Here is a 14,187-nt window from a genome sequence, read left to right as displayed (position 1 = left end):
GGAAAAGGAGGAAGAAAAACGCAGTGCCACCATAAAAGATGTTCCGCGCCATGGTTTTTGTGAAGGCCTGGGCCATTAGGGTAACTCCTATGCGGTGCGAATAAGCAGGCAGATTAAAAAACAAAGCAACAAGGTAGGGCATTGACCTTAATCAAGTAGGAAAAATATCTGACTATTTTTATCAACTATTCCTTATTGAATACAGGGGGATTGGGGTGGAAATCACTGATTACGAATCGATTTCCAGAAACTATCGAGTGGGGTGAATAGGGTATAGTAGGCGTCTCGGACGGAGCGATTTTGAGTGGGCGCACTATGACGAAGAAAAGCAGTTTTTGGTTAGTATTGGTTTGCTGTTCGCTCGTTACGGCCAGCACCCTGGCGACAGAAAAGTGGTTGCCGTTGCCGCCGGCCAGCATTGGGCAGTGGTATAAGCCGCAAAATGATCGGCAGGTCTGGCTCCACACCATGTTCAGCCTGCGCCGCGAGATGCAGGCGGTGAGCGAATACGCGGCCGCGGGTAAACCGGCACTGGCAGAAAAGTGGGTGGCGCGTTTTACCACACATTATCTGAAGATTACCGAAATGGTTCCGGAGTGGAAGGAGGAGTTGGAGTATCACTGGCTGGAGCAGTTACAGGCGGCGACGAAGGCGGGCAACAGTCAAGCGATGGGGCAGGCGTTGCATAAAATCGATCAGGGATGTAAATCGTGCCATCGGGAATTCCGTGCGGTGACGGCACTACTCTACCGGACCCCCGATTTCGGCAAGATAAAGATCAAAAAATTGGCAACAGGGGAGCCAGGCGACTACGCAGAGGTGATGGAAGAGCTGTCGTCGCTGGTCAATCGAATCAAAATCGCCACAGATGACAATCAGTCATCCTTGGCGCTCGCCTCACTGCAACAGTTGCGGCGGCGGCTGGATGATCTGGGTGAGAGCTGTGCGGCCTGCCATAAGGATACGGCTCCCCGGGAGCGCTATTTGGGGCGGCTTACCCAGGATGCGCTGGCCGACCTGGAGCAGGGATTGCAGCAAGGGGATAAAAAACGGGTGGGACGCGCACTGGGGAGCGCCGCCGTTTACGCCTGTGCACGCTGTCACGCGGTGCACCGCGCCCCTTACGACATGCGGGACAAACTCCTGCCTTGATCCGGTAAATGTCCCGGTTGTGCGGAAAATCCAACGGCAACTGATTAGCGTAAAAGTTTACTGCGGTTTGGATTGACCGCTCCAGCGTAGGGTCGCCTCGGGATAGGCGCCCCAAAGCCCCCGTTTTGCCGCTTGCGCCTGTTGCTGAAGTGTGGAGAGGTTATTTTTAATCTCCGCTGCGATCTTGGATCGGCTGAGTACCGTCGCATAGCCGTCGATGATCATTGCTTCGTTCAGGGAGCGCTCACCCTTATAGATAAACACCGGTATCCGGCCGTAGCGGTCACTGGCTCCCAGGTCGCCCACAACCGTTACTTCGTCGCCGGGGGCGAGTAACTGTTTCAGGTGTGTTGTGGCGGCTTGGCCCAGCGCCAACAGTTGGTCAGCCGGCAATTGGGTGCGCTCCCGGTCCTTGGCCAATTTCGGATTGACTATGTCTTCCGGTGCATCGATCCCGCTGAGCTGCAAGCGCTTGGTTTTATCGCCGATTTGGATCGTGATGGTATCGCCGTCTTCAATGGCTGCCAGCGGGTAACGTGTCCCCTCCTCGGCATGAGCGATATGACCCAGTGTGATCAGGCCGGTCAGAAGCAGGATGCGGTGGTTCATGGTGTCTCGCTCTTGAAAATGGGTGGATGGATAGCGGTGCTTATCGCGGTAACCAGAAGGCAAAAAACAGCGTGAACAGGGCGACGCCGATAAAGAACAGAATAAACCGCAGACGCGCGCCGGAACGGTAGCCTCGGGTCTGAAAGTGGGAGATGGCTCCGCAGTGGGGACACTTGGCCGCATCGTTGGCGATCTTCTTCCCACAGTAGAGACAGTTGACTTGCGTATCGCCCATCTGGCAGGGATCCTCGGTTAATGACTGGTGCCCGCTGAGCGGGTCAGCTTATTGTGCACGTTGTATTTACCGGACGGCTTTTTCATCGGCAGACGTTTGACCTCTTCAAGCGTGTGGGCGTCATAGACTACCAGCGCGCCGTCGTCGTCCCAGATACTGACCAGGGCATATTTGCCATCCTTGGTGAATTCCACATGGGCGGAGGTTTTTCCCGGGGCCGGTATCAAAGTCTTGACGATCTCCAGGGTCTGCTTGTCAATGACGTGCATTCGATCCTTGTTGGGGCCAAAAAAGACATCCACCCAGGCGTAGGGACTTTGCTCGTGGCTACGCATAAAGAAACCGGGACCGTCGGTTTTAATCTGTTTGATCACTTCCCAAGTCTTGGTGTCGATAATCGAAACCTGTCCCTCTTTGATGTTCGGCGTGGCCAATACCGTGCGGCCTTGGTATTTCCAGGTGATGCCGGAACTGAGATGGGGCATGCCGGGCAGGGCCACAGAGGCTACCGAGCGTTTGAGATCAAGATCCACCACTTGCCCGTGACCATTACGGGTGCTGCCGATGATCTGGTCATAGTCCTGGGTCATGAAGAAGTCATCCAGATAATCCTTTACCCGGATCCGGCGCACGGCAAACGGCTCCTCTTTGTGGGCATCGCCGGACTCTTGATTGTAATCGTGTACCCAGCCGGAGAAGCCGGCAGGCGGCTCATCCAGGTAGCTGATCTCCCACACCTCGGGTATATCCTTCAGGGCGGCGACGAAACTGTTGCGGGGATCGGCTGTGTAGACGGCACTGACCCGGGAACTGTTGCCCAATTCGTCCTTGGCCTCGATCACCTTGATCGGTGACAGGTCGCGCGCGTCCAGTACCGTCAGGGTGTGGGGCAGGTAGTTGGCGACGATGACATAGCGCCCATCATGGGAGACCGCCAGGTTACGGCTGTTGATGCCGGCGCGTACCTCAGCCACATACTGCAGATTGAACACGTCGTACTTGCTGATCCATCCGTCGCGGGAGGCGAAATAGATGTAGCGCCCACCTTCCGCCCATTTTGGGCCGCCATGTAGGGCGAAACGGGTGGGCAGGCGGTGGATCGGTTCAAAGGTGTCGCCGTCGAGCAGGGTCGCGTGGTGGTCGCCCAACTCCACTACCATGAACAGGTTGTCGATATTGGCATCGAACAGCGGTTTATCGGGTAGCGTGCCGGGCGGTTGGTAGACCAGTTGGCTGGCTTTGATCTGCGCCATGCCCCAGACCGGCACCTCTTTCAACGGTGTGTAAACCAGATCGACCAGGGATTGAATCTGCGCCGGTTGCAGTTTGTCCTTAAAGGCCGGCATCTGGGTGGCCGCGCGGCCGTTCTGGATGACCTTAAAGGCGTTGGGTTTGCGCAACCGCTTCAGATTCTGCGGCAGCAGTGCGGGTCCCATGACGCCGAGTCGGTCTTCGCCGTGGCATTCGGCGCAATGCTGTTTGTACCGGGCTTGCGTGTCGGTTTGTGCCGGCGCGGCATTCAGTGTTGATGTGCCCAGCAGGCTTAACGCCAGTGTCGCGGAAAACAGATAATTCATTGTTCAGCAGTGGCCGGCTGGTTAAGACCGATTTCAGCATCGGTCAGATAACAGGCCGGATCTTCGGCCCAGGGGTCATTGGTGAGTTGCAGGGCGCGTACCCGGGTGTTGCCACCACAGATGTCGAAATAGGCGCACTGGCCGCAGCGGCCGCCTACCTGGCGTGGTGAAGCTTTCAGGCCCGCCATGATCGGATCGGAGGTGTCTTGCCAGATCTCTGAGAACGGCTGTTCCTTGACGTTGCCCAGGTTGTAGTGCCACCACATGGTGTCCGGATGCACATTGCCCTGGTTGTCGATATTGGAGATATTCACGCCGGAGCTGTTGCCACCCCATTGGCGCAATTTGGCGCGGATATGGGCGGCCTGCTGTGGATAATGCCGCTCCACCCAGTGCAGCAGGAATACGCCATCGGCGTCATTGTTGCCGGTGACGAACTCGCTCTTTTTGCCTGCCTGAATATCGGCCAGTGCCCGTTCGAACAGCAGCTCCATGGCCCAGCGGGTGGTCTGCAGAAAGACGTCGGTTTCCCGGTTCTTGTTGCCGCGGCCGGCATAGTTGAGATGGGAAAAATAGAATTTGTCGATGCGCTCCCGATCCATCAAATCCAACAGTTGCGGCAGTTCGGCGGCATTATCCTGGGTCATGGTAAAGCGCAGACCTACCTTGATGTCCCGGTCGCGACACAGGCGCAGTCCGTGCATGGACGCCTGGTAGGACCCCTCTTTACGACGAAATTTGTCATGGGTCTGTTCGATGCCGTCGATGCTGATGCCCAGATAGTCGAAGCCCACTTCGGCGATTTGCTCGATATTGCTTTCATCGATCAGGGTGCCGTTGGTGGAGAGCGCGGTGTAGAAGCCCATCGCCTTGGCGCGGTGGGCAATCTGGAAAATGTCCGGCCGCATCAAGGGTTCCCCGCCGGATAGAATCAGCACCGGTACACGGAACTGTTTCAGGTCGTCCATCACGGTAAAGACCTGGTCGGTATTCAGCTCGTTCGGGAAGTCCTTGTCGGCCGAGATGGCATAACAGTGCTTGCAGGTGAGATTGCAACGGCGAATCAGATTCCAGATGACCACCGGTCCGGGTGGGTTCCGCTTCGGCCCCAGTGGCTGGGGATCCAGAACCTCTTGCATGAACTGTGATATACGAAACATGGTGTTCCTAAGCTATTTGTCGGAAGCCAGGCGCAGGCCTGTCTTCTTTAGGATGCGGGAACTGTAGAGTATCTCGTGCCCCCGATTGTCTGCGCCCAGCAGCTCGGCGATTTTCGCCACTTTTTGTTCCACTTCCAGCCGATCCTTGCCGTGCACCATGGCAAACAGATTGTAGTTCCACTCCGGTTGATGGCGCGGCCGCTGGTAGGCGTGGCTGACAAAATCGAGTTGGCCGATCAGTTCGCCATAGTGGGCGATTTTGTCGTCCGGGATATCCCAGACCGTCATGCCGTTGCCTTTGAAGCCGAGTGTATAGTGGTTAGGTACGGCGCCGATACGGCGAATGATACCGTCCGCCAGCATGTGCTGGAAGCGCTGCATCACCGTCTCCGCGCTGCACCCCACCTGCTCGGCGATCACCGCGTAAGGCTCGACTACCAACGGCAATCCGGATTGGGTGGCAACGATGATCTTCCTGTCCAGTTCGTCCAGGGTATTGGGCTGATGTTCTGTCATTGATAACACACGTTCTTTCTACCGATAGGGCGATCGAGTCGCGCCGGTTTCGGGGTGTTAAACCTCAAATTTCAGCCCGATGAAAAACTCTTGCAGCTTGGGCATGTTGTAGACGCGAAATCCGGTAAGTTGTTCGATCTCTTCCAGAACGGTCCCGATTCGTTCTGGGGTTTCGGTGGCCAGTACGAACCACATGTTGAAGGCGTGATCGCGGGCATAGTTATGCGCCACTTCCGGAAAGGCGTTAACCTGTTCGGTCACCCGATCATACTGGTCGGGGGGTATGCGCATGGCACAGAGACTCAGCCCGCCGCCGAGACGCTCGGCATGATACATGGGACCGAAACGCGATAGCTGTTTCTGGGTCAGCATGTTTTGCAGTCGCGTTATCAGCTCCTGTTCCGAAATTCCAAGCTGCTCCGCTGCCGCCTGATAGGGACGCTCACAGATCGGGAAACCGCCTTGATAGCGATTCAGTATGGCGCGATCGACCGCGTCCAGTTCGTGATTCATTGATAGCGAGCCCCGCGCTGTTTGAAGCGGCGGCCACTGAACAGCACCTTATGGGGGATGTCCGCCAACCCTTGGTTGTCCACCAGTTGATCGATATAGCCGAGGACCTTGTCGCGCTCCTGGCCATGGATCATGCAGAACAGGTTATAGGGCCAGTCGGGGAGGCGGCGCGGACGCTGGTAGCAGAGAGTGATACAGTCCAGGGCCCCCAGTTTCTCGCCCACTTCGTCGAGTCGTTCATCCGGAACATCCCAAACCACCATGGCGTTGGCGGTGTAGCCAAGCTCATGGTGCCGCACCACGATGCCGAGACGCTTGATCACGCCGCTTTCCAGCATGGCATCGATGCGCTCGATCACGGTTTTTTCATCGAGCCCGATGCGTTCGCCAATCTCGGCATAGGGATGGCTGGAGAGGGGCAGGCCGCCCTGAATCTCGGCAATCAGCCGGTAGTCCTGATCATTCAGCACCATAGCGGAAACCCCAAGTCAATGTGGAACTGCTTTTCCAACGGCAGACAGAGGATGGCGTAGCCGGTCTTCCGTTCCATATCCGCCAGCACCTGTTCCAGTCGCTCCTGGTTGGGTGCCGTGGCAACGAACCAGAGGTTGTAGCGGTCTTCACGTTCGTAATTATGATTGACTTCAGGGTAGGCGCTGATCTGGTCGGCGACCGCTTCGAGTTGCTGGTCCGGAATAGCCATCGCCGCCAGCGTGCTGGTGCCGACCTGTTTGGGTTTGAAGACCGGGCCGACGCGGCTGATTACCCCCAGTTGTTGCAGGCGCTCCAGAATCTTCAATACCAGTGCTTCACTGGTCCCTAACCGCTTAGCCATATCGGCATAGGGCGTCGGAGAGAGGGGCAGTCCTTTCTGGTATTCGTTTAGTAACCTTTTCTCAAGATCGTTCAAGGGTATCGGATCCCTGCTCTGATTGTTCCGCCGGGTCTGTTTGATGGCTTGCGTTACGATGGGTGCCGGAGTTGCCATATCAGAGTCCTGTGGTATGCGCACGTGCTGTGAAAAAGATGCCGCTGGGCTTGTTAACCGGCAGCGTGTGAAGCAACTCCAGGCTTCGGGTATCGTACACTTGGACTTCATCCTTGTCCCGGATGGAGATCCAAACCTCTTCGCCGCGTGGCGCAAACTCCATATGCAGGGCGCCTTTACCCGGCTTGAGGATTTTGATCACCTTCAGCGTTTCGGTATCGATCACTTGGATGGTGTCATTGTTAGGAAAGGCGAAGTTGACCCAGATCTGTCGGCCGTCGGGGCGGGCCATCACAAATACCGGTTGGCCGTAGACCGGTATTTTTCCGACCGGTTTCCAGCTGTCCCGCTCTACCACCAGAACCTGATGGTGTCCGACTCCCGGCAGAAAAGCGCGGTTACCGGCCATCGCCCAGCCTTCCAGGTGGGGCATCTTATACACGGGAAGTTTCTTTTCGCCCTTACCGTAGTCTTGCAGAATCAGTTTTGTACCCTGCTCCGGGTGCCAGAGATCCAACAGGGCCAGCCCGTCCTGACCGAACAGTCCGGCAATATAGTAGCGGCCATCCTTGGTGATCAGGCCATCGTAGGGAAGTTGGCCGATATTCCGGAACTTCTGTATCTGCGGTTTTTGTTGATCCGTCATGTCCAGGATCCAGGTTTCGCCGGTGTCATAGAGGCTGAACACAAAGCGTTGATCGGTGGCGTCCACCAAACCCACGGTTTTGGATCTCTTTTCGGCATTGACCGGTGAGGCGGGTATATCGGCGATCAGGCTGAGATTGCTGGCCGAAAATACCTTTACCCCGCCCGGCTCGTAATTGGATACGGCGATCAGGCTGCCATCCTGGGAGATCGCGCCACCAATACTGTTACCGCCTTGGACGACGCGATGGGTAATGGTACCGCAAAGAATATCCAGTCGGGTCAAGCCACCATCCCTTCCGAAGACATAGGCGTAGCGCTCATCCGGGGAGTAGACCGCCGAGGCATGGGAGAGGTCGCCTAAACCCTCGATCCTAAACAGAGACTTGTGCGCACGTCGGTCGATCACCTGCACGCTGCCGGCCGCTCTTTCAACAACGATACCCATATCACCGGTACCGCGGGTGAGACATGCAGCGGATGCCTGTCCTGAGTAGAGCAGTAGGGCGGAAAACAGATAGCGCATTAATCTCATGGATGGATACCCTGTTGGAGTTGCTGGGCCAGCCAGCGGGCTTCATTTTTGGTCATGAAGGGACTCCAGGGCGGCATGGGCGTGCCCGGACGACCCTGAATGATCGTCAGGGCAAGAAAGTCCACATCGTAGGGAGCGAGTCGCTCAGCTGTCAGCGCCGGCCCCAAGCCACCTTTAAGCCGCATACCGTGGCAGGCTCCGCAGTCTTGTTTGAGCAGATACAGCAACTCCGCCTGGCGTGTGGGGTGAATGTCCGCTGCCAGGGCTGAGCAGGTTCCGGCGACTAGCAGGGCGGCAATGGCGGCAAATACTCTTGGCATCAAGGCTCTCGGTGTTTATTGGTAGCAAATCTGGTGGTGATGTCAGGTGCTGAATGGGCTGAACTGCCCCGGCTAACCCTCTACCACTGGGTAGGCAATGTAGCAGGAGTGAAGCGCGCCGGGCATTGACCTCCGTCAAATGCCAACGGCCTATAATTCAATGACTTAGAGAAGGGTAATGGTTTTATCAGACCCGGCAAGGCTTGGAAGGAGGCCGGGGGAGATTGGTCTGTTCTTCCCGCAGTGGATTATTCGACCCTGACGATGCCCGTCATCTTTGGATGGGGGCCGCAGTGGTAAGGATAGACACCCGGTATGTCGAAAGTCCGCTCGTAGGTTTCCCCCGGGAAGAAATAGGCTGCCTCCGGATCCCCGGCTTGCTCAAACCAGACGCTGTGATATTGGCGTTTTTCCTTATTGGTCCAGCGTATGGTGGTGCCGGGCTTGACGGTAATTTCCTGCGGGGTGAATTGGAATTTAAATATCTCCACCTCCGCCTGGGCATTGCCGCCCGCCTGGCAGGGTAGGCTTAACGTTAACAATGAGACGACTATCAAGCTGTTTCTTATCTGTCTCAACGTACATTTTGCAGAAGGCATGACCATATTCTTTTCGTTCTCCGGATAGACGCGATTATAGTCAGTCTAAAACAGATTTGGAGTGAATGGAAAAGTGTTGGTTGGCCGAGTAATACATGACCAATAAAAAACGCGCCACTCACTGAGTGACGCGTTCAAAGGCACTGCATTTATAATTTATTATTAATCACTGCTTGATCGCGTTGATCTCCACGCCGTCGGCATCGTTGTCGAAGCCGAGTTTGTATCCCAGGCTGACGTGGTGGAAGCGGGCATTGCTGAAGTCGTCATGGATGGCGAAGCCGAAGTTGTAGACCTTGCCGGTATCCAGGTTGATGTCGCCCGGTTTATCGGACAGCAGTTTGCGTTTCAGGGTCAGCACCCAGTTTCCGCCTTCCTGTACCGCATTGGCTTCGAAGCCCTGGCCGCCGCTCATGTGACGTTGATCGAGAATGTAACCGTCCTCGGTTTCGCCTTTGCCCGATTTGAAGCGGATGATATCCATGAACTGGTGCGCATCCATGGCCGCTTTCAGTTCATCGGCAGATTTGAGTTTGTCCCAGCCGCCGCGTTTTTTACCCCGTTTGCCCTTTATCTCGATTTTAGTGCGGCTCTCTTTGAGGTACTTGGTAACGCCAGCCTCAAGGTCGAGCATCTTGGCCGCCTCACTACCGGCAGCGGCAGCCGCTTCCGGCGTGTCCGGCATGGTCTTTGCGTCATGGTGACAGGTCGCCCAGCAACCGGCTCGGTCGACAAACTCCACGTCATCGGTTGCCAACATTACAGCCAGTTTCATCGGGTTTTCCGGATCCATTTTGCCGCCTTCCGCGAAGGGTACCGGTACATGTTCCCCTTCAGGCCAGGTGAACCGCAAATAGAGGTTGTCCGTATCGTGCGTGGCTTCCACGGTGACCGGGATGCTGCCGCGTTTGCCGGGAATCGGACTGGTCTCGGCTTTTTTTCCGGTGACCATCTTATTACCCATGTCGGCCGTTTCCTTGTCATGACAAGTGACACAACGGTCTCCACCGTTCAGGAAGGGGCGTGCGCCGCCGTGGTCCTTGCCGGTCATGACCCACTCGATAGAGGTTTCGCCCGGATAGAACAGCGTAATCTCACGGCTGCCGGCCTTGCTCCAGTCCACGTTAATCGAAGCGCCGGAAGCCGCTTTCTTGCCCATGACTGCCGCCGGTGCAGCGGCAGTTGTTTTGGCTTCGCGCTTCACGGCATTCACTTCTGCTGCTTCGTTATCCAGGCCCAGTTTATAACCCAAGCTAACATGGTGGAAACGGGCATTGCTGAAGTCATCGTGAATGGCAAAGCCGAAGTTGTAGAGTTTTCCGGCTTCAAGGTTGGTGTCGCCAGCCTGGTCGGATTTTAGCTTGCGCTTGATCTCCACAACCCAGTTGTTGCCCTCTTTTCTGGCATCAACCTGGAAGCCCAGGCCGCCTCTTATATAGCGCTGATCCAGGATGTAGCCATCCTCAGTTTCACCTTTTCCGGATTTGTAGCGCAGCAGGTCCATAAATTGGTTGGCTTTGAGGGCGGCTGCCAACTCATCGCCGCTCTTCAGCTTATCCCAGCCACCGCGCTTTTTACCCCGTTTGCCTTTTATCTCGATCTTACTGCGGCTCTCTTTCAGGTATTTGGTTACACCCGCTTTCAGGTCCAGGGTTTTGGCTGCTTCACTGGTTGTTGCCGCATCGGCCGCCGGTGTATCCGGCATGGTGCGGGCATCGTGGTGACAGGTTTGCCAGCAACCGGCCCGGTCGGCAAATTCCACATCATCCGTGCTCAACATCATGGCGATTTTCATGGGGTTTTCCGGATCCATCTTACCGCCCTCAACGAAGGGTACGGGGGTGTGCTCGGTATCTTCCCATTCGAATCGCAGGTACAGGCTATTGTCATCATGCGCAGCTTGAACATTGACCGGAATACTGCCGCGCTTGCCAGGGATTGGGGTGGACTCAGCCTTTTCACCGGTGACCATCTTTTTCCCCATATCGGCAGTCTCTTTGTCGTGGCAGGTGACGCAGCGGTCGCCGCCATTCAGGAACGGGCGTGCACCGCCGTGATCCTTGCCGGTCATGACCCATTCCATCGAGGTTTCACCCGGATAGAACAGAGTGATCTTGCGTGCCGGTACATCGCTCCAGTCGATACCTATGCCGGCCGCGCCGGTTGCCGGTGTCGCCGTGGTGCTCTTGCCCGCGCCCTGGTTGGCCAGCGCCGCCGCAACCGCTGCGTCGATGCGAGCCTTTTCCGCCTGTTTGGCGGCTAGTTTGGCTTCGCGCTCCCGTTCTTTCTCCACTTTCTCCGCTTCGGCGGCGGCGGCCTCTTTGGCTTCGACTCGTTTCAGGCCTTCGGCGAACATTTCCGGAATCGGGCGTATGAAGGCCGGATTGGGTGCTTCCAGCTTCTCCAGCTCTTCGTCGGTCAATAGATTGCGCACCGGCTTGTGGGCAATGCCCTTGTGGCAGTCGATACAGGTCTGGCCGGTTTTAAAGGCGTTCATGTGCTGCTTGCGGGCACGCGGACGCTGGAATTCGGGATTCATGGATTCAAAATTGTGGCAGTTACGGCATTCGCGGGAATCCGTACTCTTCATGGTGTGCCAGACTCGCTTGGCCATATCGAGACGGTGTTCGTTGAATTTTTCCGGGGTATCCACGGTTCCCATGATTTTGTGGAACACTTCGTTACTCGCCTGGATTTTGCGAACCATCTTATGGATCCAGGGGTCGGGGACATGGCAGTCGGGGCAGGTGGCTCGAACGCCGGTACGGTTGGAGTAGTGGATCGACGGTTTATACTCCTGATAAACGTTCTCCTCCATCTCATGACAGCCGATACAGAACTCGAGTTTATTTGTGGCTTCCATAGCAGTGTTGAATCCACCCCAAAATATGATGCCGACTATAAAAAAGAGTAGGGCACCCGCGATCGAAGTTCCAAGTATGATTCGGCGCGACATGAAGCCCGTTTTTTTTGATTCCTGAACCGCCATCTTTATTATTCCCCAGGTACAGAAGAGTAGAGTGAAAGTTTATTAAAAAAGCGGGCATGGAGACTACTCCATACCCGCTTTTGGACTAGCTCATACTACATCCGCAATCAGGTAACGTGGTTAACACGATTGTGGACGTTGAACTTACCCGTCGGTGCGAACAGACCTTTGATGCGCGCCTTCTCTTCAAGGGTTTTAGCGTCAAAGATGATGATTTCACCGTTGGCTTTCTTACTGTCTGCACGGTTCCAGACAGAGGTCCAGACCTCGGAGCCATCGTTGTTGAACTCGATATGAACGGCTGCATAGCCTTTCTTCTCGGTCAGACGGATAGTTTTGACAATCTCATGGGTCTTCTTGGAGATGACCTGGATAGATTGCTGAACTTCAGGCTCCGGATGTTTGGTCTGGTCGGCCCAGACGTAGTCGCTCTTCGGATGGGTGCGGATGAATACGCCAGCACCATCGGTTTCGACCTCGTAGCAGACCTTCCATGCTTGATCGGGGTGACCGGCGGGGTCGTTACCCCAAACGGTAACTTTACCTACACCCAGATGGGTGGTGCCACCGACAGGACCACACTTGGGGTCAACCCAGTTAGCACCAGGGCCCGGGTGTGGTTTTTTGTCGACGTCGATCATGGCTTCCAGTTTCTGGGTCTTGGTATCGACCACGACCATTTTGTTGGAGGCGTTTGCCGCAATCTGGAAATAACGTCCGGAAGGATCGTAGAAGCCGTCATGCAGATATTTGGCGGTATCTATTTTTGTGATCTTCAGGTTATCCAGATCGGTATAGTCAACCTGCCACATCTGACCCAGTTCCTTCATGGAGACCAGCCAGCTAGGTGCCATCGGGGTGTCATAGACAGCGGCAACGCGTGACTCGTTGACATATTCGCCGTCCACGTTTACGCCACGGGCGGAGACCACTTTCAGCGGCTCCATGGTCTTGGCATCAAGGATGACGAAGTGTGGTGGCCAGTAACCGCCGCCGATTACATATTTGCCGTCGCCGGATACCGCGACATCGCGTGCGTCGTAGGCGACCTGGGTCTGAGCCACTTTCATCTTTTCAGGCGTTTGCCAGAGATCGACCTTGGTCATCATGCCGTCACGACCCATGACGTACCAGAAGCGGCCTGGGTTATCTACGTGCATGCCTTCATGGTGCTCGACAGCCTTCAACACGTGTACGGCATAACCGGTAGGAATGTGGGCGACAACCTCTTTCTTGTCGCCATCGATAACGGCGATCTTACCGACATCACGCTCGATTACGAGGAAGAAGTTTTCCCAGTTGCGGCCATGCAGCGGTTTGGTTGGGTAATCTTTAGGCTCTACATAAACCTTATGACGCTCTTTCATCAGTGCCAGAGACATCTCGGGCGGAACCGGCGGCTCCAGCTGAATGTAGGAAGCCATCAATTTGATTTCATCCTTGGAGAGGATGTCGTCAAAGTTGTTCATGCCACCTTCTGTTCCGTAGGTGATGATCTTTTCCAACCGCTCCTGGCCCAGTTTCTTGGTATTCTTTGGTTCCAGGTTCTTACCGGTAGCACCTTTACGCAGTGTGCCGTGACAACCTGCGCAACGTTGGAAATAGATGGTTTTTGCTTGCTCAAATTGCGCCTCGGAGAGCGTGGGAGCGGCAGCAGAAACGTTGACAGCAACGCCTGATGCAGCCAGACCGACGGCCATGCCGAGAGCAGAGAGGCTGAAGTTGGTTTTTTTCATCTAGTAAATCCCCATCAATAGCTATTGATATGAGTGAACGCGGAAGCGATCTCCGCGGCGGTATATTCCCGAGACGCTAAGATCATATATACGGTTAGAAACTTCTTTGACCTTGGTCAAAGCGTGGAATTTGCCATGCAGGAAAGAGCCCAATGCGTCCCGAAATGGCCCTAAAAGATGGCATTTGTGACCTGCTGACGGCTTTCGAATTAAGTCGGGTTGATCCGTTTTTATTCAAAAAAAATAAATACTTATAGTTTGATTTGGCAGGATGGCTATTGGCTGCGTCGGTACGTATTGGCGGTATCCACTTCGTCATTTTCCGAGATGCGTTGTTATTGATGTGGGTCAATAAAACTATCGATTAAATCTCATTATTTCGACTGCAAGATCATGGATTTACCGGTGTAAACGGTGCCGCAATCAGGATTGATTGGTGGACCGTAGGGGCGAGCGGTGCCCGCCCTGGTTGGTCGGTGTTGGAACCGTCAGGGCAACCACGGGGGGTTGCCCCTACCCCTATCATTGGTCTTTCCTCGTTCCCACGCTCTGCGTGGGAACGCATACCCTCCCTGGCATCGCCGCTCCCGACCATGGCATCCTCGGCTCCGTA

Annotated in this window: 14 protein-coding genes; 1 reads left to right on the top strand and 13 read right to left on the bottom strand. The window is 55.5% G+C overall.

The window, feature by feature from the left end:
- Window positions 1-315 precede the first annotated feature (315 nt).
- Window positions 316-1,152: a cytochrome c gene (locus tag ACQY5R_RS17660; RefSeq protein ID WP_428610566.1), complete on the top strand. Its 837-nt coding sequence runs from the start codon at window positions 316-318 to the stop codon at window positions 1,150-1,152.
- A gap of 57 nt (window positions 1,153-1,209) precedes the next feature.
- Here ACQY5R_RS17660 and ACQY5R_RS17655 read toward each other — a convergent pair whose 3' ends face one another.
- The 13 genes from ACQY5R_RS17655 to ACQY5R_RS17595 all read right to left on the bottom strand — a co-directional run bounded on the left by ACQY5R_RS17655 (window position 1,210) and on the right by ACQY5R_RS17595 (window position 13,574).
- Window positions 1,210-1,761, bottom strand: a complete 552-nt coding sequence (locus ACQY5R_RS17655; RefSeq protein ID WP_428610564.1) for a thermonuclease family protein — start codon at window positions 1,759-1,761, stop codon at window positions 1,210-1,212.
- A 40-nt stretch (window positions 1,762-1,801) separates the two neighbouring features.
- The gene (locus ACQY5R_RS17650) at window positions 1,802-1,996 is read right to left on the bottom strand and encodes a protein nirD (RefSeq protein ID WP_428610562.1); all 195 of its coding nucleotides are present in this window, start codon (window positions 1,994-1,996) and stop codon (window positions 1,802-1,804) included.
- 17 nt (window positions 1,997-2,013) lie between these two features.
- The gene (locus ACQY5R_RS17645; RefSeq protein ID WP_428610560.1) at window positions 2,014-3,573 is read right to left on the bottom strand and encodes a cytochrome D1 domain-containing protein; all 1,560 of its coding nucleotides are present in this window, start codon (window positions 3,571-3,573) and stop codon (window positions 2,014-2,016) included.
- Window positions 3,570-4,733, bottom strand: coding sequence for a heme d1 biosynthesis radical SAM protein NirJ (gene nirJ, locus ACQY5R_RS17640; RefSeq protein WP_428610558.1), 1,164 nt, complete (start codon window positions 4,731-4,733; stop codon window positions 3,570-3,572). Before nirJ ends, ACQY5R_RS17645 begins: the two co-directional genes overlap by 4 nt.
- Window positions 4,734-4,745: 12 nt before the next feature.
- The gene (locus tag ACQY5R_RS17635) at window positions 4,746-5,249 is read right to left on the bottom strand and encodes an AsnC family transcriptional regulator (protein ID WP_428610556.1); all 504 of its coding nucleotides are present in this window, start codon (window positions 5,247-5,249) and stop codon (window positions 4,746-4,748) included.
- A gap of 57 nt (window positions 5,250-5,306) precedes the next feature.
- Window positions 5,307-5,762, bottom strand: coding sequence for an Lrp/AsnC family transcriptional regulator (locus ACQY5R_RS17630; protein WP_428610554.1), 456 nt, complete (start codon window positions 5,760-5,762; stop codon window positions 5,307-5,309).
- Window positions 5,759-6,235 (bottom strand): winged helix-turn-helix transcriptional regulator, encoded by a 477-nt coding sequence (locus tag ACQY5R_RS17625; protein ID WP_428610552.1) that lies wholly within the window; start codon window positions 6,233-6,235, stop codon window positions 5,759-5,761. The genes ACQY5R_RS17630 and ACQY5R_RS17625 overlap by 4 nt, the downstream gene beginning before the upstream one ends.
- The gene (locus tag ACQY5R_RS17620) at window positions 6,226-6,750 is read right to left on the bottom strand and encodes an Lrp/AsnC family transcriptional regulator (protein ID WP_428610550.1); all 525 of its coding nucleotides are present in this window, start codon (window positions 6,748-6,750) and stop codon (window positions 6,226-6,228) included. Before ACQY5R_RS17620 ends, ACQY5R_RS17625 begins: the two co-directional genes overlap by 10 nt.
- A gap of 1 nt (window position 6,751) precedes the next feature.
- Entirely contained in the window at window positions 6,752-7,930 is a 1,179-nt protein-coding gene (locus tag ACQY5R_RS17615) for a cytochrome D1 domain-containing protein (RefSeq protein ID WP_428610548.1), read from the bottom strand.
- Window positions 7,927-8,250, bottom strand: a complete 324-nt coding sequence (locus tag ACQY5R_RS17610) for a c-type cytochrome (RefSeq protein WP_428610546.1) — start codon at window positions 8,248-8,250, stop codon at window positions 7,927-7,929. The genes ACQY5R_RS17615 and ACQY5R_RS17610 overlap by 4 nt, the downstream gene beginning before the upstream one ends.
- 248 nt (window positions 8,251-8,498) lie before the next feature.
- The gene (locus tag ACQY5R_RS17605) at window positions 8,499-8,849 is read right to left on the bottom strand and encodes a cupredoxin domain-containing protein (RefSeq protein WP_428610545.1); all 351 of its coding nucleotides are present in this window, start codon (window positions 8,847-8,849) and stop codon (window positions 8,499-8,501) included.
- A gap of 166 nt (window positions 8,850-9,015) precedes the next feature.
- Window positions 9,016-11,805: a NapC/NirT family cytochrome c gene (locus ACQY5R_RS17600; protein WP_428610568.1), complete on the bottom strand. Its 2,790-nt coding sequence runs from the start codon at window positions 11,803-11,805 to the stop codon at window positions 9,016-9,018.
- Window positions 11,806-11,945: 140 nt separating this feature from the next.
- Window positions 11,946-13,574, bottom strand: coding sequence for a cytochrome D1 domain-containing protein (locus ACQY5R_RS17595; RefSeq protein WP_428610543.1), 1,629 nt, complete (start codon window positions 13,572-13,574; stop codon window positions 11,946-11,948).
- Window positions 13,575-14,187 lie beyond the last annotated feature (613 nt).

It is taken from the genome of Sedimenticola sp. (assembly GCF_050289425.1).
Classification (GTDB): Bacteria; Pseudomonadota; Gammaproteobacteria; order Chromatiales; family Chromatiaceae; genus Sedimenticola.
Note: the sequence above shows the minus strand (reverse complement) of the source record. Positions and strands in the feature narration are given on the sequence as shown.